This is a genomic window from Clostridium amazonense, assembly GCF_056431285.1.
Genome location: NZ_JBWKMH010000033.1, coordinates 563,891 through 587,292, shown reverse-complemented (window position 1 = coordinate 587,292; position 23,402 = coordinate 563,891). Strand labels below are relative to the sequence as shown.

21 protein-coding genes and 2 pseudogenes are annotated in these 23,402 nt (G+C 28.6%); all 23 read left to right on the top strand.

Annotated features, from left to right (window positions below):
* The first annotated feature begins 451 nt into the window (after positions 1–451).
* The 23 genes and pseudogenes from codY to rpsO all read left to right on the top strand — a co-directional run bounded on the left by codY (position 452) and on the right by rpsO (position 23,392).
* Entirely contained in the window at positions 452–1,225 is a 774-nt protein-coding gene (codY, locus tag AC07E4_RS17505; protein WP_034438723.1) for a GTP-sensing pleiotropic transcriptional regulator CodY, read from the top strand.
* A 285-nt stretch (positions 1,226–1,510) separates the two neighbouring features.
* On the top strand, positions 1,511–2,212 hold the full coding sequence (gene rpsB / locus AC07E4_RS17500) for a 30S ribosomal protein S2 (RefSeq protein ID WP_034438719.1): 702 nt from the start codon (positions 1,511–1,513) through the stop codon (positions 2,210–2,212).
* Positions 2,213–2,335: 123 nt separating this feature from the next.
* Positions 2,336–3,253 (top strand): translation elongation factor Ts, encoded by a 918-nt coding sequence (gene tsf / locus AC07E4_RS17495; RefSeq protein WP_034438717.1) that lies wholly within the window; start codon positions 2,336–2,338, stop codon positions 3,251–3,253.
* 97 nt (positions 3,254–3,350) lie between these two features.
* Entirely contained in the window at positions 3,351–4,076 is a 726-nt protein-coding gene (pyrH, locus tag AC07E4_RS17490; RefSeq protein ID WP_034438715.1) for a UMP kinase, read from the top strand.
* Between the two features lie 17 nt (positions 4,077–4,093).
* Complete coding sequence (frr, locus tag AC07E4_RS17485; RefSeq protein ID WP_034438713.1) at positions 4,094–4,651, top strand: ribosome recycling factor; 558 nt, start codon at positions 4,094–4,096, stop codon at positions 4,649–4,651.
* Between the two features lie 181 nt (positions 4,652–4,832).
* Entirely contained in the window at positions 4,833–5,627 is a 795-nt protein-coding gene (locus tag AC07E4_RS17480) for an isoprenyl transferase (protein WP_430829567.1), read from the top strand.
* Positions 5,628–5,671: 44 nt separating this feature from the next.
* Positions 5,672–6,442, top strand: coding sequence for a phosphatidate cytidylyltransferase (locus AC07E4_RS17475; protein ID WP_034438779.1), 771 nt, complete (start codon positions 5,672–5,674; stop codon positions 6,440–6,442).
* Between the two features lie 2 nt (positions 6,443–6,444).
* Positions 6,445–7,461 (top strand): AI-2E family transporter, encoded by a 1,017-nt coding sequence (locus AC07E4_RS17470; protein WP_051539860.1) that lies wholly within the window; start codon positions 6,445–6,447, stop codon positions 7,459–7,461.
* A gap of 179 nt (positions 7,462–7,640) precedes the next feature.
* A complete protein-coding gene (locus tag AC07E4_RS17465) occupies positions 7,641–8,798 on the top strand; it encodes a 1-deoxy-D-xylulose-5-phosphate reductoisomerase (protein ID WP_034438709.1) in 1,158 nt (385 codons plus the stop codon).
* 14 nt (positions 8,799–8,812) lie between these two features.
* On the top strand, positions 8,813–9,850 hold the full coding sequence (gene rseP / locus AC07E4_RS17460) for an RIP metalloprotease RseP (protein ID WP_034438706.1): 1,038 nt from the start codon (positions 8,813–8,815) through the stop codon (positions 9,848–9,850).
* Positions 9,851–9,862: 12 nt separating this feature from the next.
* The gene (gene ispG, locus AC07E4_RS17455) at positions 9,863–10,912 is read left to right on the top strand and encodes a flavodoxin-dependent (E)-4-hydroxy-3-methylbut-2-enyl-diphosphate synthase (RefSeq protein ID WP_034438703.1); all 1,050 of its coding nucleotides are present in this window, start codon (positions 9,863–9,865) and stop codon (positions 10,910–10,912) included.
* Between the two features lie 18 nt (positions 10,913–10,930).
* Positions 10,931–15,277 carry a PolC-type DNA polymerase III gene (locus AC07E4_RS17450; RefSeq protein ID WP_478217057.1) on the top strand — a complete coding sequence of 1,449 codons (4,347 nt, stop codon included), beginning with the start codon at positions 10,931–10,933 and terminating at the stop codon, positions 15,275–15,277.
* Positions 15,278–15,567: 290 nt separating this feature from the next.
* The gene (gene rimP / locus AC07E4_RS17445; protein ID WP_034438698.1) at positions 15,568–16,029 is read left to right on the top strand and encodes a ribosome maturation factor RimP; all 462 of its coding nucleotides are present in this window, start codon (positions 15,568–15,570) and stop codon (positions 16,027–16,029) included.
* A gap of 14 nt (positions 16,030–16,043) precedes the next feature.
* Positions 16,044–17,156: a transcription termination factor NusA gene (gene nusA / locus AC07E4_RS17440; protein ID WP_034438694.1), complete on the top strand. Its 1,113-nt coding sequence runs from the start codon at positions 16,044–16,046 to the stop codon at positions 17,154–17,156.
* Between the two features lie 10 nt (positions 17,157–17,166).
* Positions 17,167–17,436, top strand: a complete 270-nt coding sequence (gene rnpM / locus AC07E4_RS17435; RefSeq protein ID WP_034438692.1) for an RNase P modulator RnpM — start codon at positions 17,167–17,169, stop codon at positions 17,434–17,436.
* Positions 17,426–17,740: a ribosomal L7Ae/L30e/S12e/Gadd45 family protein gene (locus tag AC07E4_RS17430; RefSeq protein ID WP_034438690.1), complete on the top strand. Its 315-nt coding sequence runs from the start codon at positions 17,426–17,428 to the stop codon at positions 17,738–17,740. The genes rnpM and AC07E4_RS17430 overlap by 11 nt, the downstream gene beginning before the upstream one ends.
* A 17-nt stretch (positions 17,741–17,757) precedes the next feature.
* A pseudogene (locus AC07E4_RS17425) lies at positions 17,758–17,956 on the top strand (translation initiation factor IF-2 N-terminal domain-containing protein); the annotation flags it as partial.
* Positions 17,957–18,060: 104 nt separating this feature from the next.
* Positions 18,061–19,827 (top strand): annotated as a pseudogene (gene infB, locus AC07E4_RS17420) (translation initiation factor IF-2); the annotation flags it as partial.
* 17 nt (positions 19,828–19,844) lie between these two features.
* On the top strand, positions 19,845–20,189 hold the full coding sequence (rbfA, locus tag AC07E4_RS17415) for a 30S ribosome-binding factor RbfA (protein WP_034438684.1): 345 nt from the start codon (positions 19,845–19,847) through the stop codon (positions 20,187–20,189).
* Between the two features lie 6 nt (positions 20,190–20,195).
* A complete protein-coding gene (locus AC07E4_RS17410) occupies positions 20,196–21,155 on the top strand; it encodes a DHH family phosphoesterase (protein ID WP_430829573.1) in 960 nt (319 codons plus the stop codon).
* A 1-nt stretch (position 21,156) separates the two neighbouring features.
* Complete coding sequence (gene truB, locus AC07E4_RS17405) at positions 21,157–22,044, top strand: tRNA pseudouridine(55) synthase TruB (protein WP_430829574.1); 888 nt, start codon at positions 21,157–21,159, stop codon at positions 22,042–22,044.
* A gap of 12 nt (positions 22,045–22,056) precedes the next feature.
* Positions 22,057–23,004 (top strand): bifunctional riboflavin kinase/FAD synthetase, encoded by a 948-nt coding sequence (locus AC07E4_RS17400; protein WP_034438678.1) that lies wholly within the window; start codon positions 22,057–22,059, stop codon positions 23,002–23,004.
* A 124-nt stretch (positions 23,005–23,128) separates the two neighbouring features.
* Entirely contained in the window at positions 23,129–23,392 is a 264-nt protein-coding gene (rpsO, locus tag AC07E4_RS17395) for a 30S ribosomal protein S15 (protein ID WP_034438675.1), read from the top strand.
* Positions 23,393–23,402 lie beyond the last annotated feature (10 nt).

Below are 23,402 nucleotides of genomic sequence, written 5' to 3'. Positions count from 1 at the left end.
AGCAATATTAATAGTATTGCTTGATTAAATTTTGTGTTCAATTAATGTTTTTCTTTTACGATAATTAAAATAAAATTTACTTTAAGTAAAAAAAAATGTAATAAGATAACACTTTAAGTTGACAAAGTATGTATAAAAGATGTATAAATAATTAATAAAGTATTAACGAAATGTTAAGTGAAAAATAAATGCTAGTAAAATCAATATCTGAGTAAAATACTTTAAATACCAAAAAAATAATAAAAAAATAAGAAACATGTCGAAATAGGTAAAAATATATTGAAAAGCAAAAATATATATGTTATTATATAACTGAAATAAACAATTCTAAAAATTTTAAATTACATAAAAAATGCAAGAACTGTTTAGTATGACAACTTTATATAGAGTGGATGATATGTTGAAAATGTAGAAAAAATAAATTATAGCAAATTGAAGGAGGAGAACTAGAGTGTCATTATTAGATAAAACTAGAAGATTAAATAAAATATTACAAAAATCAGGAACAGAACCAGTTGTATTCGATGAAATATGTAACTTATTAAGTGAGGTACTTGAGTGTAACGTATATGTGATAAGTAGAAGAGGTAAGGTTTTAGGATATAACTTTGCTGGTGGATTTGAATGTGAAATAGTTAAAACAGAAGTTATAAAAAATATGAGATTCCCAGATCATTACAATGAAAAACTTTTAACTATAGATGAAACAAGAGAAAATCTTTCAAGCAAAGGTTTCTGCGTATTTGAAAATGAAAAAGAATGTGAAGTTGAAGGAAAGTTAACAACTATAGTTCCTATAAATGGAAACAGAGAAAGATTAGGTACTTTAGTTTTAGCAAGATTTAACAAAGAGTTCACAGAAGAAGATTTAGTTATTGCTGAATACAGTGCTACAATAGTTGGTTCAGAAATACTAAGATCAAAAAATGAACAAATAGAAGAAGAAGCAAGAAAGAAAGCTATAGTTCAATTAGCAATAGGAACACTTTCTTATTCAGAATTAGAAGCTGTAGAACATATATTTAATGAATTAGAAGGAACAGAAGGATTATTAGTTGCATCTAAGATTGCTGATAAAGTTGGAATAACAAGATCAGTTATAGTTAATGCATTAAGAAAATTCGAAAGTGCTGGAGTTATTGAGTCAAGATCTTTAGGAATGAAAGGTACACATATAAAAATTCTTAATGATAAATTAATGGAAGAACTAGATAAATTAAAATAGAGCTTATGCTCTATTTTTTTTTCAAGTTTTAACTTAAATAAAGAATTTACTCAAAATGTTTACGGGCATTTTATTTGGATATAATATTAATGAAGTTATTACAAATTTTAAAGTTGAAAAAATAGTTATTATAAGTGTTAAATTTATGTTGAATAGTTATAATGATTATGATATACTAACACAGGTAAGAAATACACACATTGCTGATTCACTAAAAAGGTGCCTTTCTAAAAGGGTTTTTTAGGAAAATGATAGCAATGGAGGAATAACCAGGAGGAATTTAAAATGGCAGTAATATCAATGAAACAATTATTAGAAGCTGGTGTACATTTTGGACACCAAACAAGAAGATGGAACCCTAAAATGGCTCCATACATATTCACTGAGAGAAACGGAATCTATATAATAGATTTACAAAAAACAGTAAAGAAAATCGATGAAGCATATGATTTCTTAAAATCTGTATCAGAAGAAGGAAAAGATATTCTTTTCGTTGGAACTAAAAAACAAGCTCAAGAAGCTATTCAAGAAGAAGCAATCAGATCTGGAATGCACTTCGTAAACAACAGATGGTTAGGTGGAATGTTAACAAACTTCACTACTATCAAAACTAGAATAGCAAGACTAGAAGAATTAGATAAGATGGAAGAAGATGGAATATTCGAAGTTCTACCAAAGAAAGAAGTTTCTCAATTAAAAAATGAAAGAGAAAAACTTGAAAAGAACTTAGGCGGAATCAGAAACATGGATGCTAACAAAATTGGAGCATTATTTGTTGTAGATCCAAGAAAAGAAAAAAATGCTATATCAGAAGCTAAAATATTAGGAATACCAGTTATAGCAATAGTTGACACAAACTGTGATCCAGATGAAGTTGACTATGTAATACCAGGAAACGATGATGCAATCAGAGCAGTAAAACTAATAACTGAAAGATTAGCAGATGCTATAATCGAAGCAAGACAAGGTGAACAATTAGCTGAGTAATTTTATTTTACCTTGAATAATTAACATTTAAAAAAATGTTATAGGATATAAATTTTTAAGGTAAGTGAAGGCGGTGTCTTTCATTTACCTTTTAAATTAGTTAAGAATAGGAGGAATTTATCAATGATAACTGCAAGCATGGTAAAAGAGCTTAGAGAAAGAACTGGTGCAGGAATGATGGACTGCAAAAAGGCTTTAAATGAAACAAATGGAGACATGGATAAAGCTATAGAAACTTTAAGAGAAAAGGGTCTAGCGGCAGCAGCTAAAAAAGCTGGAAGAATTGCGGCTGAGGGTCTAGTAGTAACTTATATTAGTGAAGATCACAAAAAAGGTGCAGTAGTAGAAGTTAACTGTGAAACTGACTTCGTTGCTGCGAATGAAGAGTTTGCAGCTTTAGCAAACAATGTTGCTAAACAAGTTACATTATCAAATGTAACTACAGTAGAAGAGTTAGTAGAAGAAAAATACATAGCTGATGAAAATTCTACAATTAAAGACGTATTAACAGCATTAATTGCTAAAATTGGTGAAAATATGTCTATAAGAAGATTTGAAAGATTCTCAATAGAAAATGGAATGCTTCAAAGTTATATCCATGGTGGCGGAAGAATTGCTGTTATGGTTGAATTAGCTTGTGAAAAACAAGGAGAATTCTTAGAAGTAGTAGGAAAAGATGTTGCTATGCAAGTTGCAGCAGCTAATCCATTATTCTTAGATGAAAGCAAAGTAGATCATGAAACTTTAGAAAAAGAAAAAGAAATCTATAGAGTTCAAGCTTTAAATGAAGGAAAACCAGAAAACATAGTTGAAAAAATGGTTTTAGGAAGAGCTAAAAAATACTTAAAAGAAGTTTGTTTAGTAGACCAAATTTGGGTAAAAAATGGAGACTATACAATAGCTAAATACCTTCAAGAAGAATCTAAAAAAGCTGGAGCTGATATAAAAATAACAAGATTCGCTAGATTCGAAAGAGGAGAAGGAATCGAGAAAAAAGAAGAAAACTTTGCAGAAGAAATCAAAAAAATGCAAGGAAAATAATAAAATTAAAGAGAACCCTGTGTTCTCTTTTTTTAAAATAGACATATAAATTTACAAATCTTTGATATAATAATAATAATTTGGAGGTAAAATATATATGGAAGCTGCAAAATATAAAAGGGTTATGCTTAAACTTTCAGGTGAGGCATTAGCTGCTGAAAAAGGATACGGAATAGATTTTGATGTGGCTAATAAAATAGCATTACAAATAAAAGAATTAGTAGATATGGGTGTAGAAGTTGGTGCTGTAGTAGGTGGCGGAAATATCTGGAGAGGCAGAAATGGAGAAGATATGGACAGAACTACTGCAGATTATATGGGGATGTTAGCAACTTGTATAAATGCACTAGCTCTTCAAGATTCTTTAGAAAGTGTAGGTGTTCACACAAGAGTACAAACTGCTATTGAAATGAGAGAAATTGCTGAACCTTATATAAGAAGAAGAGCAATGAGACACCTTGAAAAAGGAAGAGTAGTAATATTTGCAGCAGGTACTGGAAATCCATATTTCTCCACTGATACAACAGCAGCTTTAAGAGCAGCTGAAATAGAGGCAGAAGTAATATTATTAGCAAAAAAAGTTGATGGAGTATATGATAAGGATCCGCATAAATATGATGATGCTGTTAAATTTGATAGTTTAAATTATATTGATGTACTTGAAAAAGGACTACAAGTTATGGATTCTACGGCTACATCATTATGTATGGACAATAATATTCCAATATTGGTTTTTGCTTTAGATGAGCCTAAAAATATAATAAAGGCAATTAAAGGTGAAAAAATTGGTACTCTAGTATCTAGAGATATTTGTAAAAAATAATTGGAGGTAGTTTTTATATGATGAAAGAAGTAATTAAAACCGCTGATGAAAAAATGAACAAAACAATATCAGTTTTAAAAAATGAATTATCAACAATGAAAGCTGGAAGAGCTAACCCTAAAATGCTTGATAGAATAGAGGTTGAGTGCTACGGAAGTATGGTACCTTTAAACCAAGTGGCTAATGTATCTGCACCAGAACCAAGAGTGCTTTTAATTCAACCATGGGATAAAAGTTCTTTAAAAGATATAGAAAAAGCTATATTAAAGTCTGATTTAGGGTTAAATCCAACAAGTGATGGATCAGTTATAAGATTAATAATAGCTGAACTTACAGAAGAAACAAGAAAGAATCTTGTTAAAAACATAAAAAAAGTTGGAGAAGATGCAAAAGTTGCAATAAGATCAATAAGAAGAGATGCTAATGATAAAATAAAATCATTGAAAAAAGATGGGGAAATTAGTGAGGATGAAGTTAAAAAAGCAGAAGAAAACATCCAAAAAGAAACTGATAAATTTGTAAAACAAGTTGATACTATTATTGCTGATAAAGAAAAAGACGTTATGTCAATTTAATTTCATATTATTAATAAAACCTGCAGTTTTGCAGGTTTTATTAATAATATGAAATTATGAAAATAGGTATATTATATAAAATCTTTTACAATATAATAGATATAAAATGTTTATTATATTGTATAATTATTATAAAATATTTGATAAAATTAGTAATATAAACAAATACAAAAGAAAATATATGACTTTATGGAATGGAGAGAAAATAGTGTTTAAATTTATTAAAAGAAATAGAAATAATGATGATAAAGAAAGTATAGAATTAGATTATGATAGAATGCCTAAACATATAGCTATAATAATGGATGGAAATGGAAGATGGGCTAAAGAAAGAGGTCTTCCAAGAATGATGGGACATAGGGAAGGTATGAAAACAATAAAAAAAATATTAGATAGAAGTGCACATTTAGGTGTAAAATATTTAACTTTATATGCATTTTCAACAGAAAATTGGAATAGACCTAAAGATGAAGTTAATGCACTTATGAATTTAATAATAGAATTCGCACAAAAAGAAGGTGAAAACCTACATAAAAACAATGTGAAATTTAATACTATAGGTGACATTTCAAAATTACCATCTAATAGTTTGAAAGCAATAAAGGATTTGAAGGAACTTACAAAAAACAATGAAGGAATAGTTCTTAATATAGCTTTGAACTATGGCGGAAGAAATGAAATAGTTTATGCAACAAAGAAAATTTGTGAAAAAGTTTGTAAAGGTGACATTAATATAGAGGATATTAATGAAAATTTAATGTCTATGAATTTATATACAAAAGGAATGCCTGATCCAGATTTAATAATAAGACCTAGTGGAGAACAAAGGCTTAGTAATTATTTATTATGGCAAAGTGCATATTCTGAATTTTGGTATTCAAATATAAAGTGGCCAGATTTTAGTGAAAGAAATTTAGAAAAAGCTATATATGACTATCAAAACAGAGATAGAAGATTTGGCAAAGTTAAGCAATAAAGGAGAGAATAAAAGTGGTAAATAAGAGATATATTGGTGCTGCAATGATAGCACCAGCTTTAATATTTTTCTTAATAGGTGGTATTTGGTTAAAATATTTTGTAATGATTTTAGCCTTATGTGGTATCTATGAGTTTAATAATGCATCAAAAAGTAGCAAATTAAATCCAGTACCGTATATAGGGTATTTAATGACTATTATATATTTTGTAACTTTAGGAGAAAAATTTAATTTTGAAGTATTTTCTTATATAATAGTGGGCTTTGTATTTGTTTCGTTGATAATACCTATAATAAATACTAAGTACAATTTTATAGATATAGCAGTTACTATTCTACCCTTTTTATATGTAACAGTTTTTTTTAGTTTATTAGTTCTTATAGAACGAAAAGTTAATGGAAATTATTTAATATGGATAGTATTTATATCATCATGGGTATGTGATACTTTTGCTTATTATACTGGTAGATTTTTAGGAAAACATAAGATAAGTCCTAAAGTCAGTCCTAATAAAACTTTGGAAGGTTCAATAGGTGGATTGATAGGAAGTGTAATTGGATGTACTATATATGGTTATGTAATTTCTAAATTTGGTGTTGAAATTTCATTATATAACTATGTAATAATAGGTATTTTAGGTGGGGTATTTGGACAAATAGGAGATTTAGTGGCATCATCTATAAAAAGACATGCAGAAATAAAAGATTATAGTAATCTTATACCAGGACATGGAGGAATATTAGATAGATTTGATAGCATACTTTTTGTATCGGTAGTAGTATACTATTATATAACAATTTTTATGGGGATGTAGGGGTGAAATATAAAGAACTTGTTTATAGTATATTATTATTAATATCATTTATAATTTTTACTGTTGTAATTACTAAGTATATAAGACCTATAATAGTGACAATAATTATAATCTTACTTTCATTGCCGCTATATAGAATGTTAAAGAGAAACAATACATTTGGAGAAAAGGCAAGTGCTATAATTAGTATAGTTTTTATAAACAGCCTTTTCTTTATTATTTTATTTGCTTTAGGAAATTTTGTATTTACATTTGGAATTACTTTTTTTAAGAATCAATTAGAAGGAGTATTAGAATATTTAATTGAAATATATAATAGCTTTTTACCATTTAACAATATAAATATGAACACTTTAAAGAATGTTATTATAGAAAAAATATATTATGTAATTAATAGTGGGATTATTACTAAGGGTGCAATATATACGACAGGACATATTTTTACGTATTTTATAGGAAATATAACAGCTTATTTTATATTATCAGATACAAAATCTATAGGGTGTTTCATTATCAGAATAATTGGTAAAGATAATTATATAAAGATATGTAAAAAAATATGCGATTTAAAAAATTTAATTAGAGTATTATTCTACTCTGCTTTTATTAATATGATAATAACAATTATTGGATTTGTAATTCTCAGAATAAAAAAACCTATAAGCTTAGGGGTTATTTGTGGTGTCTTAGATTTTGTACCCTATGTTGGTACAGTTATAGTTTTTATACCGCTTATTATATACTATTGGTGTATGGGAAATAAAATAATATCTTTAGCTTTAGTAATATTATATATAATATTAGTTTTCAATAGTCAAATTATTCAAACAAAGTTTATGAGTTATAAAATGAACATATCCCCATTAGCTATGATTTTATCTATGTATATAGGTATGAAAAATTTTGGAGTAGTTGGAATGGTTATGGGAATATTATATGTTGTAACTTGTGATGAATTTATATTTAAAAATAGTTGTGAATTTGATAAAATTTATAGTGTGAATAAATACATTAAATAATAGATAAGTATAATATAAATTATTTAATACAGATATTTGTTAACTAATTTAAACTTAAGAAAAAGTAAAAGTTAAATTTCCTCCATATTAAGATAAAATCAAAATAACATAGAGGTAATTCAACTTAATATTATTATAACTTTGAAGATTGAAGTTATAAATTAGAAGGAGCGATTTTTTTGAAAAATATAAGTATATTAGGTGTTACAGGGTCAATTGGAACACAAACATTAGATGTTGTAAGAAATGAAAAAGAAAATTTTAATATTGTAGGGGTATCTGCTAATACAAGCTACGAAAAAGTAATAGATATTATTAAAGAATTTGATCCTAAATATGTTGCTATGATGGATGAAAAATCTTTTGAAAAGGTTAAAAATTATTGTGAAGATAATAGCTTAGATATAGAAGTATATAAAGGATTAGATGGGCTTAACAAAATAGCGACATTAGACGAAATAGAGATGGTTGTTACTTCTGTTGTAGGGATGATTGGACTTACTCCAACAATAAATGCTATTAGAGCTAAAAAGGATATAGCCCTTGCAAATAAGGAAACATTAGTAGTTGCTGGTGATATAGTTATGAGAGAAGCTAGGGAAAATAATATAAGAATATTACCAGTGGATTCAGAACATGGAGCTATTTTTCAAAGTTTACAGGGAAATGATAAAGAAAGTGTTAATAAGATAATATTAACAGCATCAGGGGGACCTTTTAGAGGGAAAAAAAGGGAACAACTTTCTAAAATAGAAGCTGAGGAGGCACTTAATCATCCTAAGTGGTCAATGGGGAAAAAAATTTCTATTGACTCATCGACTTTGGTAAATAAAGGATTAGAAGTAATAGAGGCACACCATTTATTTAATGCTAATTATGATGATATAGAGGTTGTAGTACATCCTCAAAGTATAGTACATTCAATGGTAGAGTACATAGATGGTAGTGTTATTGCTCAACTAGGTAGTACTGATATGAAGTTGCCTATACAATATGCATTAAATTATCCTAAAAGAGAAAAGTGTGTAGTTGAAAAATTAAATTTTGCTGAAATAGGTAAATTAACTTTTGAAAAACCTGATATAGAAACTTTTGGATGTTTAAAACTTGCTTATATAGCAGGCAGAAAAGGTGGTAATTTACCAGCTATAATGAATGGAGCAAATGAAATTGCAGTAGAATTATTTTTAGAAAATAAAATATCATATCTTCAAATTGAAGATATAATAAGAGAATGTATGAATACATTAGAATATATAGAAAATCCAACATTAGAAGAGATAATATCAACAGATGAAAAAGTTAGAAATTATGTAAGAAAAAAATTTAATATGTAGGGAGATGAATTGATATGGGAGCTGTTTTTCAAAATATAGGACATATACTTATGGCTATAATTGCATTTGGAATTTTAGTTATAGTACATGAATTTGGACATTTTATTTTAGCTAAAATAAATGATGTTCGAGTAGATGAATTTTCAATAGGAATGGGACCTAAATTATTTGGAATAAAAGGAAAAGAAACTGAATATAAGATTTGTTTATTACCTATAGGTGGATATGTAAAAATGTATGGAGAGGATGATGAAGTTACAAGTTCGGATCCTAGAGCATATGCAAATAAGTCATCATGGCAAAAATTATCTATAGTTTTAGCAGGTCCAATAATGAATATAGTACTTGCAATTTTACTTTTTGCTATTGTTGGAAGAGTAGAGGGAATTAAAATTCCAATAGTAAGTCAATTAATTGATAATTCACCAGCACAACAAGTTGGTATTAAGGCTGGAGATGAAATAAAAAAAGTAAATGGAAATGAAGTAGTTTCTTGGGAAGATTTTGTGACAGGAATTATGCTAAGTGAAGGCAAAGAAGTTAATATAGAAGTAAAAAGAGAAAATGAAACAAAAGAATTTACTATAAAACCAGAACTTGATGAAAGTAAAAAACAATATTTAGTTGGTATTTATGGTAGTATAAAAACACCTAATATATTAGAAGCAGTTAAACATGGGTTTGGTGAAACTGTAAGTCTTACAAAACAAACTTTTGGTTTTTTTGGACAGTTATTTAAAGGACAGCTATCAGCGGATGATGTAGGTGGTCCTATAACTATAATTAGAATTTCTGGTGAAGCAGCAAGACAGGGGCTTACTACATTAATGTTTTTAGCAGCGTATTTAAGTGTGCAGTTAGCTATATTCAACATAATTCCATTCCCTGCATTAGATGGAGGATGGACATTAATACTAATACTGCAAATAATAACAAGAAGAGAATTTAATAAAGAAAAAATAGCAAAGTTAAATTATTATGGATTTATGGTGTTAATGGCGCTTATGGTAGTGGTTTTAGTTAAGGATATAGTTAGACCTATTAAGTTCTAGGAAGGAGCAATTATGAAAAGACGTGACACAAGAAAAATAAAAGTTGGCAATATATATATAGGTGGAGATTCTAAAATTGCGGTTCAATCAATGACAAATACAGATACAAGAGATATAGAAGCTACTGTTAATCAAATATTAAGACTTGAGAAAGCAGGGTGTGACATAGTAAGGTGCGCTGTTCCAGATATGGAAGCAGCAGAAGCTATAAAAGAAATTGTAAAAAGAGTAAATATACCTGTTGTTGCTGATATACATTTTGATTATAGATTAGCAATAAAAGCTATGGAAAATGGTATATCTAAACTAAGAATCAATCCAGGCAACATAGGAAGTAGAGATAGAGTTGAAAAAGTAGTTGAAATAGCAAAAGAAAAAAACATTCCTATAAGAATTGGTGTGAATGCAGGTTCTTTAGAAAAAGGAATATTAGAAAAGTATGGTAGACCTTGTCCAGAAGCTTTGGTTGAAAGTGCACTAGAACATGTTAAAATTTTAGAAAGCTTAGATTTTCATGATATAGTTATTTCGATAAAATCTTCAAACGTAAATGAAATGATAGAAAGTTACAGGCTTATGTCAAGTAAAGTAGACTATCCTCTACATTTAGGTGTAACTGAAGCAGGAACAATATTTCAAGCCACAGTTAAATCAAGTGTAGGAATAGGAAGTGTTCTTTCAGAAGGAATAGGTGATACTTTAAGAGTGTCTATAACTGGTGATGTTGAAGAAGAGGTTAAAGTTGGAAGGGAAATTTTAAAGTCTTTAGGTTATATAGATGATGGTATTAAATTTGTATCTTGTCCAACTTGTGGAAGAACTGAAATAAATTTAATAGATATAGCTAATGAGGTAGAAGAAAAACTTTCAAGTGTGAATAAAAACATAAAAGTAGCGGTTATGGGATGTGTTGTTAATGGACCCGGTGAAGCTAAAGAGGCGGATATTGGAATTGCTGGGGGAAAAGGTTGTGGAATAATATTTAAAAAAGGTCAGATAATAAAAAAAGTAAAAGAAGAAGAACTTGTATCTGAACTTATGAAAGAGATAGACAAATTATAAGACTAGGAGGGATTACAGATGAATAAAAGCCTAGTTGAATTATTAAAAGGTCATTTAGATGAGAATAAAGATATTTGTGACTATGATATTAAGGTACTGAGAATTCAGTACCTTAAAAAAAGCGAAAAATTGATAATTTATTTAAAAGGTGAAAGTAGATTAAATGAAGATATAAAAGATAAAGTAGAAAAGACTTTATTCAATATCTTGGATGTGTTTAAAGATATTGAATTTATATGGTATGTGGATATTAAAAATGCAAACATAGAAGAAGTATTAACTATGTATTGGGTAGATTTTGTGCATGATGTAACAATGAAGACTCCTACAGTGAAAACTGCACTTTTAAATTGTGGGAAATCAATTGTAAATGATGAAATTAAAATAGATGTAAACAATAAATTTATACTAGATGTTTTAAAAAATAAAAAAATGGATCAAGTTATGAAAAATACTTTAAAAAGAGTATATGGATTAACAGCAAATTTTAATATAGAATATGATGAAAATACTAAACAAGATTATTTTGAAGAAAAAGAAAAAGAAAATTTAAATATAATTCAAGAAGTTATGAAAAATAAGCCAGTGCAGACAACTCCAAAAGAGTCATCACCTAAGCCAAAATCAAATAATAATAACTATAATAGTGGAAATAATGGCGGATATAAGAAAACAAAATATGACAATACTAAAGATGCAAATGATGAAAATCTAATTATAGGTAGACATATAACAGGAGATATAACACCTATAATTGAATTAGATCAGACATCGGGATTTGTTTCTGTTATGGGGGATGTATTTAAAGTTGAAATAATAGAAACTAAAACAGGAAGAATAATACCAACTTTTTGCATAACAGACTATACAAGCTCTATAACAGTTAAGTGTTTCCTTAAAAATCAAGAAATTGAAAAAATGCAGGAAAACTTAAAGGTTGGTTTACATTGTAAAATAAGTGGTGAAGTTATATATGATACATATGCAAGGGAAATAGTAATAATGGGAAAACATATGTATAAAATCCCTAAAACTGAGAGAAATGATAGTAATGAAGAAAAAAGAGTAGAACTTCATGCTCATACTACTATGAGTTCTATGGACGGAATGTCATCAGCTACTAGTCTTATAAATATGGCTGCAAAATGGGGGCATAAAGCAATAGCTATAACTGATCATGGTGTTGCACAAGCATTTCCAGAAGCTATGAATGCATCAAAGGGAAAAGATATAAAAATTATATATGGAATGGAAGGCTACTTAGTTGATGATGGAGAACCTATTGTAATTGGTGGTAAAGATAGAAGGTTAAATGATGATATTGTCGTATTTGACTTAGAAACAACAGGTTTTTCTAGTGAAAATGATAGTATTATAGAAATTGGAGCAGTTAAAATTAGAAATGGCGAAGTGATTGAGAGTTTTAATGAATTTGTAAATCCTGAAAGGAATATACCATATAAAATAACAGAATTGACTAGTATAACAAATGAAATGGTAAGAAATGCAGAAACAATAAAGGAAATTTTACCAAAGTTTATGAATTTTATTGGAGATTCTATGGTAGCAGCTCATAATGCACCTTTTGATACTTCTTTTATAAAAGCAAATTGTAAAAGAATGGGGTTAAACTTTACAAGCGCTATAATGGATACTATACCATTATCTAAATTTTTATTTCCCGATTTAAAAAGGTATAAGTTAAATACAATTTGTAATCATATAGGTATATCATTAGAAAATCATCATAGAGCTGTAGATGATGCTAGAGCTACGGCGGAAATAGCATTACACTGTTTTGAAAAATTAAAAAAAGAATATAACATAGAAGATGTAAATACTTTGAATGCTGAGTATATAAGAAATTTTGATATAAAAAAAGCTATGACATACCATGTTATAGTGTTAGCAAAAAATCAAGCAGGAATAAAGAATCTATACAAAATTATATCCAAATCTAATCTTGAATACTTTCATAGACGACCAAGATTGCCTAAAAGTCTTATACAGGAATATAGAGAAGGATTAATAATAGGGTCTGCATGTGAAGCAGGTCAGGTATTTAAAGAAGTTTTACAAGGGAAAAGTTTTGAAGAACTTGAGAATTTGGTTAATTTTTATGATTATTTAGAAATACAACCTATAGGGAACAATAAATTTCTAATCGAAAAAGGTAATGTAAAGGATGAAGATGAATTAAGAGAGATAAATAAGAAAATATGTGATTTGGCTAATAAATATGGAAAACCTGTTGTTGCTACAGGTGATGTACATTTTTTGGATCCAAAAGATGAGGTTTTTAGAAGAATATTAATGGCTGGTCAAGGGTTTTCGGATGCGGATAATCAACCTCCATTATATTTTAAAACTACAACAGAAATGTTGAAGGAATTTTCTTATTTAGGAGAAGAAAAAGCTAGAGAAGTAGTGATTGTAAATCCAAACAAAATAGCAGATGAAGTGGAATTTGTAAAGCCTATACCCGATGAGACATTTCCACCTAAAATAGAGGGTGCGGATGATGATATAAGAAATATGACTATGGAAAAAGTTCATAGAATATATGGAGAAAAATTGCCAGAAGTTATACAACAGAGATTAGATAAAGAATTAAATTCTATAATAAATAATGGATATGCGGTTTTATATCTTATAGCACACAAACTTGTTGCAAAATCAATATCAGATGGTTATTTAGTTGGATCAAGGGGATCAGTTGGTTCTTCTTTTGTTGCAACAATGACTGATATTACAGAAGTTAATGGACTTCCACCTCATTATGTGTGTCCAAAATGCAAACATAGTGAATTTTTTATGGATGGTTCTGTTGCGTCTGGGGTAGATTTACCAGAAAAAAATTGTGAAAAATGTGGAACACCATATATAAGAGATGGTCATGATATACCATTTGAAACATTCTTAGGGTTTGAAGGTGATAAAGAACCAGATATTGACCTTAACTTCTCAGGAGATAACCAAGGTGATATACACAAATATACAGAAGTTTTATTTGGAGAGGGTCATACATTTAAAGCTGGAACTATAGGTACAATAGCAGAAAAAACAGCTTATGGATTTGTAAAGAAGTATTTAGATGAACGAGGAGTAAATGTTCCATCAGCAGAAATAGATAGACTTACAATAGGTTGTACAGGAGTAAAAAGAACAACAGGGCAACATCCAGGAGGAATAATGGTTGTACCAAATGATAATGAAATATACAATTTTTGTCCAATACAGCATCCTGCAGATGACCCTAATTCTGATATTATAACTACTCACTTTGATTATCACTCAATAAGTGGTAGACTTTTAAAACTAGATATATTAGGTCATGACGATCCCACTGTATTAAGAATGCTTCAAGATATAACGGGATTAGATCCTCATGATATTCCACTTTCAGATCCTAAAGTACTTAGCATATTTACATCACCAGAGGCATTAGGCGTTACAGTAGAAGAATTAGGGTGTGAAGTAGGAAGCTATGGTATACCAGAGTTTGGGACGAAATTTGTAAGACAAATGCTTTTAGATACTAAACCTAAAACTTTTTCAGATTTAGTTAGAATATCTGGATTATCTCATGGTACTGATGTTTGGCTTAATAATGCTCAGTATTATATAAAAGAAGGTTACACAACACTTAAAGATTGTATCGCCACAAGAGACGATATAATGGTTTATTTAATATATAAAGGGCTACCACCTAAAATTGCCTTCAATATAATGGAAAAAGTTAGAAAAGGAAAGGGATTATCAGAAGAGCATGAAAAGATAATGAGGGAAAATAATGTTCCGGATTGGTATATAGGATCTTGTAAAAAGATAAAATATATGTTCCCTAAAGGACACGCTGCAGCTTATGTAATGATGGCTGTAAGAATAGCATATTACAAAGTATATTATCCTAAAGCTTATTATGCAACGTATTTTACGGTAAGAGCAGATGACTTTGATGGAGATATTGTTATAAAAGGTGAAGATGCAATTAAGGTAAAAATGGATGAAATAAGTGAACTTGGTAATAAAGTTGGACCAAAAGAAAAAGGATTACTTACTATACTAGAACTTTCTTATGAGATGTACAAAAGGGGAATAAAATTTTTGCCAGTAGACTTATATAAGTCTCACGCAACTAAATTTTTAATAGAAGGAGAATCTATAAGGATTCCTTTAAGTGGATTGCAAGGTGTTGGAGTAAATGCTGCTAAAAGTATTATGGAAGCTAGAAAAAATGGAGAATTTATATCTAAGCAAGATATGAAAGATAGAAGTTCGGTTTCTAAAACCGTAATAGAAGCATTAAGTAATCATGGAGCATTAGGGGATTTACCAGAAACAAATCAATTAAGTTTATTTTAAGCTATAAAAAATAAAAGTATGTATAATTTTAAATGTAAATTTGGAAAACTATAAAGGGATAAATTTAAATGTTAAATATAACTTTAGTTCATTCATATATGTAAAGCAAATTCCCTTGAATAAATATTAGTTCTATGATATACTAAGTTATAGTTTAGTAAATTATGACGAATTAAGTTTTGGGAGAGTAGGTTATGCCTACTCTCTATTTGTTAAAGACGCAACGTTCACTAGTTGCGTTTTATTGTATACTTTACAATAAACTAAAAACTAAATAAGGAGGTTAGTAAATGGAGAATAAAGTTTTAATTGATAAACTTCAAACATTAACAGAACCAATTGTAACAAAAAACAATTGTGAATTATATCATTTAGAATATATTAAAGAATCTGGTGAATATATATTTAGAGTTTATATAGATAATGACAATGGAATAGCACTGTCAGACTGTGAAAAAGTTAGCAGAGAGTTAAGTGATTTATTGGATGTAGAAGACCCAATAAGTGAGGAATACATACTAGAGGTACAATCACCAGGTGTATTCAGAACATTATTTAACGATAAACATCTTAAGAAATATATAGGATATGATGTAAAAGTAAATTTAAAAAGCTTATTAAATGGAAAAAAGAAAATTGAGGGTGTTTTAAAAAGCTTTGATACTTTAAACATAACTATAGAAAGTGAAAATGTGGAAATCTCTATTCCTAGAGAAAAAGTATCAGAAGTTACTTTGAACCCTGCGTTGTAGGAGGATAATTAAAAATGAATGAAGAGTTTATAGATGCACTTAGAGAAATTGTGAAGGAAAAAGGAATAAGTGAAGATTTATTATTTACGACAATAGAAGACGCACTAGTAGCTGCATATAAAAAGAACTATGCAAATTCTTCAGTAAATAGCCAAAATGTAAAAGTTACTATGAACAGAGAAACAGGGGAAACTCATGTTTTTGCTCAAAAAGAAGTTGTTGATGAAGTTTATGATGAGGCTTGTGAAATATCTTTAGAAGAAGCAAAAGAAATAAACCCAAGATATGCTGTAGGAGATATGGCTGAAATTGAAGTAACACCAAGATCTTTTGGTAGAATAGCAGCACAATCAGCAAAGCAAGTAGTTATTCAAAGAATTAAAGAAGCTGAAAGAAGTATAATATATGATGAGTTCAAAGAAAAAGAATTCGACATAATTAATGCTACAGTTATAAGAAGAGATAGAAATAATATATTCATAAACTTAGGAAAAATAGAAACAGTACTTGGACCTAATGAACAAATGCCAGGTGAAATATATAAATTTAATGAAAAATTAAGCTTATATATAGTTGAAGTAAAAAATGGTACAAAAGGACCACAAATAATAGTTTCAAGAACTCATCCAGGTTTAGTAAAAAGATTATTTGAAAGAGAAGTTCCAGAGATATACAATGGTATAGTAGAAATAAAAAGTATAGCAAGAGAAGCCGGATCAAGAACAAAAATAGCTGTGTACTCAAATGATGAGAATGTAGAAGCTATGGGTGCTTGTGTTGGACCAAAAGGAACAAGAGTTCAAAATATAGTAAATGAGCTTAAAAATGAAAAAATTGATATAATAAAATATAGCAAAGAACCAGCTGAATATATAGCAAATGCATTAAGTCCAGCAAAAATACTAGATGTTAAAGTTGATGAAGAAAATAAGAGCGCAAAAGTTGTAGTAGATGATAATCAATTATCACTTGCAATTGGTAAAGAGGGACAAAATGTAAGATTAGCGGCAAGATTAACTGGATGGAAAATAGATATAAAAAGTAAATCACAAGCAGAACAAGCTAATGAATTAAATTTAGAAGATGTGAATTCTGGAAATTTAGATATTAATGAAGTTCAAGAGTAGGTGATATTTAATGAAGGCAAAAAAAATACCTCAAAGAATGTGCACTGGCTGTATGGAAATGAAAAATAAGAAAGATCTTATAAGAGTCGTAAGAAGTAAAGAAGGCGAAGTTTCTATAGACTTAACAGGTAAAAAAGCTGGTAGAGGTGCATATATTTGCAAGAGTATCGAATGCTTAGAAAAATCAATTAAAGCAAGAAGACTAGAGAGAAATCTTGAAGGGAAAATTGATGAAGAAATTATTGAGAAGTTAAAGGAAGAAATAAAGAATGCACAATAAATTTTATCAATTTTTAGGACTTGTAAAAAGATCAGGTAACCTTATTGAAGGATACAACAAATGTGAAGAAACAATAAAAAGACAAAATGTTTATCTGCTTTTATTATCTAAAGAATGTGCACATAATACTAAAAAGAAATTTATTAAATATTGCGATGATAAATCCATTAAAATAATAGATGATATTCCTAAGGAGGAATTAGGAAAAGCTTTAGGAAGAAATGAGATTAATGTACTATGTGTAAAAGATAGAAATATGAGTGATAGACTTTTGAATTTATGGAATGAATGTGAAGTTATATAAATTTGGAGGTGAATACTTTGGCAAAAGTAAGAATATATGAATTAGCTAAAGAATTAGAAGTTTCAAGTAAAGAACTAATAACAGTTCTTTTCGAAGAGTTTGGCGTAGATGCTAAAAATCACATGAGCGTTATAGATGAAGAGGATGCAGATTTAATTAAAGAACTTTTTGCAGATCAAAAATCTAATGGCTCAGAAATAGTAAAACACTATGAAGAAATAGAAAATGAAAATGCTAATAAGGTAGTTGTCAAGAAAAAAGCAAAAAATAGAAGAGATAGAACTGTAGAAGGTAAGAATGATCCAGTAGAACAATCAAGTGAAGAAGTTATAGAAATGGAAAAAACTATAATTGTTAAGGATCTAGCTGAAAAATTAAAGAAATCTTCAGTTGAAGTAATCAAACAATTAATGTTCATTGGTGTAATGGCAAACATGAACCAAGAAATAGATTTTAATATAGCTGAAAAGGTAGCAGAAAAATTCGGAACAATTGCTGTTTTAAAAGAAGAAGAAGAAGGCAAACTAGGTGAAGAAGTTGAAATGGAAAGCTTCGAATCAGAAGATGATAATAAAGTTAAAAGACCACCAGTTGTTACAATAATGGGTCACGTTGACCATGGTAAAACTTCAGTACTAGATGCTATAAAGCATTCTAAAGTAACAGCTACAGAAGCAGGTGGAATAACTCAACATATAGGAGCTTACACAGTAAATGTAAATGGAGAAAAAATAACATTTTTAGATACTCCAGGACACGAAGCCTTTACTGCAATGAGAGCTAGAGGTGCTAAAATTACAGATTTAGTTGTATTAGTAGTTGCAGCAGATGATGGTATAATGCCACAAACTATAGAAGCAATAAACCACTGTAAAGCAGCAGAAGTTCCAATGATAGTTGCTATAAATAAAATGGATAGACCAGCAGCTAACCCAGATAAAGTTAAACAAGAATTAACTGAATATGGATTAATAGCAGAAGATTGGGGCGGAGACACTATATGTGTACCTGTATCAGCTCATACTAAAGAAGGATTAGATACATTATTAGAAATGATAGTAATAACTTCTGAAATGTTAGAATTAGAAGCAAATCCAGATAGAAGAGCAAAAGGTACAGTAATAGAAGCTAAGCTTGATAAAGGAAGAGGACCAGTTGCATCATTACTTGTTCAAAATGGAACTTTAAATGTAGGAGATTCAATCATAGTTGGAACTACTTATGGAAGAATAAGAGCAATGAATGATGATAAAGGAAAGAAAATTAAATCAGCAGGTCCATCTATACCAGTTGAAATATTAGGTTTATCAGAAGTTCCAGCAGCTGGAGATAGATTTAATGTAGTAAAAGATGAAAAAACTGCTAGAAACATGGCAGAAAGTAGAAAAAGCAAAATAAGAGAAGAAAGCTTTACAGCTTCAAATAAAGTTTCTATGGAAAACTTATATAGCCAAATCCAAGAAGGAAAAGTTAAAGAACTTAGTGTTATAGTAAAAGCTGACGTTCAAGGTTCAACAGAAGCTGTAAAACAATCTTTAGAAAAATTATCTACAGATAATGTAAAAGTAAGAGTAATACATGGTGGAGTTGGTGCTATAACAGAAACAGATGTTACTTTAGCATCAGCATCAAATGCTATTATAATAGGATTTAATGTAAGACCAGATAATAATGCTGTAGCAGTTGGTGAAAAAGAAAATGTTGAAATAAAAACTTATAGAATAATTTATGATGCTATTGAAGATATTAAATCTGCAATGCTTGGAATGCTTGATCCTGAATATAAAGAAGTTGTATTAGGAACAGCAGAAGCTAGACAGGTATATAAAATATCAAATGTAGGAACAATTGCAGGTTGTTATGTATTAACAGGAAAAATAGTAAGAAATGCAAGTGTTAGAGTTATAAGAAATGGTGTTGTTGTATTTGAATCTGCTTTAGCTTCATTAAAGAGATTTAAAGATGATGTTAAAGAAGCAGCAACAGGTTTTGAATGCGGTATAAGTATAGAAAAATTCAATGACATAAAAGAAGGCGATATTATTGAAGCTTATACTATGGAAGAAATTAAGCCAAAACAAATATAGTTTAAGGAGTGAGTTACGTGGCAAATTATAGAGGCGGTAGAATAAATGAAGAAATAAAAAAGGATGTAAGTAATACTATACAAAATAAAATCAAAGATCCTAGATTAACTGCTATGGTTAGCGTAACTGATGTAGATGTAAGTAGAGATTTAAGCTATGCCAAAATTTATGTAAGTATATTTGGAAGTGAAAAAGAAAAATCTGATGCACTTTTAATACTAAAAAATTCAGTTGGATTTATAAGAAGAGAAATAGGTAAAAATGTAAAATTAAGACATGTACCGGAAGTTATAATACAACTTGATGAAACTTTAGATAAAGCTATGCATTTACAATCATTATTTAATAAAATAAAGGAGTAAATGATTATGGATTTAGATAAAGTAATAAATAAAATTATGAAAAGTAATAGCATTGCTATTACTTTTCATTCATCACCAGATGGAGATTCTATTGGTAGTGCTACAGCTTTAACTTTAGCATTAAGAAAATTGGGAAAAAAATGCAATATATTAAGTAAGGAAAAATTATCCAATACATTTTCTTATATAAAAATATTTGATGAAGTTAATGGTGAAAATTTTGAAATTCCAAATGAAACTGAATTACTAATAGTTTTGGATTGTGGAGATGTTAAAAGAATTAATGCAAATATAAATTTACAAAATAGAAATTATGAAGTAATAAATATAGACCATCATATGTCAAATGAGATGTATGGAGATTTAAATTATGTTGATACAAAAGCTGCTGCTGTAGGAGAAATTATATATAAAGTTATTGAAAAACTTAATATATTAATAGACAATGATATGGCAGAAGGTGTATATACTTCATTACTTACAGATACTGGATCTTTTAGACATAGCAATACTACTAAAAGTACTCATGAAGTGGCAGGAAAAATAATAGATACTGGCATTAATTTTAGTGAAATACATAGAAAAATATTTGATAATAAAGAATTTAATAGAATAAAGCTTTATGGAAAAGTTATAGAAACTATGACTTTAGAATGTAATAGCAAGGCTGTTTTTATGATATTGGAGCAATCTATGTTGGAAGAGCTAAACTTGGAAAATACAGATACGTCAGATCTTTTAATGTTTGGAACTAAAGTTGCAAGTGCAGATGTTACTGTTTTAATAAAAGAAGCAGAAGGCGGAGTAAAAGTTAGTCTTAGATCTAAAGAAAAAGTGGACGTTAGAAAAGTTGCAGAAAAGTTCGATGGTGGTGGACATATAAGAGCGGCAGGATGTTTTATAGAGAAAAATCCTATGGAATGTAAAAAACAGTTAATAGATATGTTAGAAAAAGAGTTGATATAATATGAAATCAAGTAATGTAAATTTTGGTATATTAAATATTTACAAACCAACAAAAATGACTTCATTTGATGTGGTTAGAGAAGTAAGAAAAATTGCTGGTGAGAAAAAAGTAGGACATTGTGGAACTTTAGACCCAGAAGCATGTGGAGTTTTGCCGGTATGTATAGGAAAAGCAACTAAAATCATAGATTATATAATGGATGATGAAAAGGAATATGTTGCAGTTTTAAAGCTAGGTGAGGTTACTGATACTTATGATATAGAAGGTAAGACTATAAGAACTTCAGAAGTCAATGTAAACGAAGTCGAAATTAAAGGTGTTGTAAATTCATTTATAGGGAATATAAATCAAGTTCCACCAATGTATTCTGCATTAAAAGTTAATGGTAAAAAACTTTATGAATTAGCAAGACAAGGTATAGAAATTGAAAGAGAAGCAAGACCGATAAAAATATATAATATAGATATTCTAGAAATAGATATACCTTATGTTAAAATTAAAGTTAATTGTTCAAAAGGAACTTATATTAGAAGTTTATGTTATGATATAGGTGAAAAATTAGGTTGTGGAGCTATGATGACAAGCTTGGAAAGATTATCTACAGGAAAATTTAATAAAGAAAATTCTATAAATATAAAAGATTTAACAAAGGAAAATATAGAAGAATATGTAATACCTGTGGAACAGGCTTTCTTAGAATGTCCTAAAGTTATAGCAAATGATAAATTTAAGAAATTATTACTAAATGGAGTTGTAGTTATGGATAGAAACTTTTCTGGAAATATAGAAAAGTTTAAGTTATATAGGGTTTATGATGAGTTAGACAACTTCATAGCTATAGGTGAGAAAACTGATGTAGGCTTTAAATTAATTAAAATTTTAATTTAGAGGTATTTAGGTATGAAAATAATGAGGGATAATTTTTCAGAAAAATTAAGGGAAAATACAGTTGTGGCATTAGGGAGTTTTGACGGAATACATAAGGGTCATCAAAGCTTAATAGAAAAAACTATAGAAATATCTAAGAAATTTTCAAATCAAGGATTAGAAAGTAAATCAATGGTGTGTACTTTTTATAATCATCCACTAACGGTTATAAATAATGAGATAGCACCTAAACTTATAATGGATAATGATAAAAAAGTTGAAGTGTTAAATAGAATGGGTATAGATATAGTAAACTTTATGACTTTTAACAAGGACTTTATGGAAATAAGTCCTAAAGAATTTATTGAAAAGTTAGTCAATTGTTATAATGTAAAAGGAATAGTAGTAGGATTTAATTTTAGATTTGGTTATAAAAACTTGGGAGATATAAAATTACTACAACAATATAGTGATAAGTTAGGTTTCAAATTATATGTAGTTCCCCCAATAAAAATGGATAACGAAATAATAAGTAGTAGTAAAATTAGAAAATATATATCAGAAGGTAATATAGTAAGAGCTAATAATATGTTAGGAAGTTTATATACAATGTCAGGAACTATAGTTAAAGGCAGACAGTTAGGTAGGACTATGGGTTTTCCAACAATAAACTTAGAATATAATAAGGAGTTTATATTACCTAAAAGAGGGGTATATTATACTTTAGTTAAATATAAAAATGATATATATAAATCTATGACTAATATAGGAATGAATCCTACTGTTAATGGAGAAAAACTTAGTGTAGAAACTAATATATTAGATTTTGATGATACTATTTATGGAGAGTTTGTTGAAATTTACTTTATTAACAAGATAAGGGAAGAACAAAAATTCTCAAATATAGAAAATTTAATGAAACAATTGAATAAAGATAGAAATTTTGTCAAAAATCAAAATATAGAAATAGCAATAAACTAAAAATAAATAATTTACAAAGAGGAGTTTATTTGATATAATTCTTCTTGAACCTTATGCTAAGTTAATCGAATTGCCGACGGCGTACTTGGAATAAGGGGATATTACAATCGGAGGTGTTTTACACATGGATAAGGCTAGAAAACAAGAAATAATGGAAAAATTTGCAAGAACTGAAGGAGATACAGGATCACCAGAAGTTCAAGTTGCTTTATTAACTTTCAGAATAAAAGAGTTAACTGAGCACTTAAAAGTTCACAAAAAAGATCACCACTCAAGAAGAGGTCTTCTAATGATGGTTGGACAAAGAAAAGGTCTTTTAAACTACTTAAAGAAGCAAGATATCGAAAGATACCGTGCTCTAATAGCTGAGTTAGGAATAAGAAAATAATTAAGAGCGG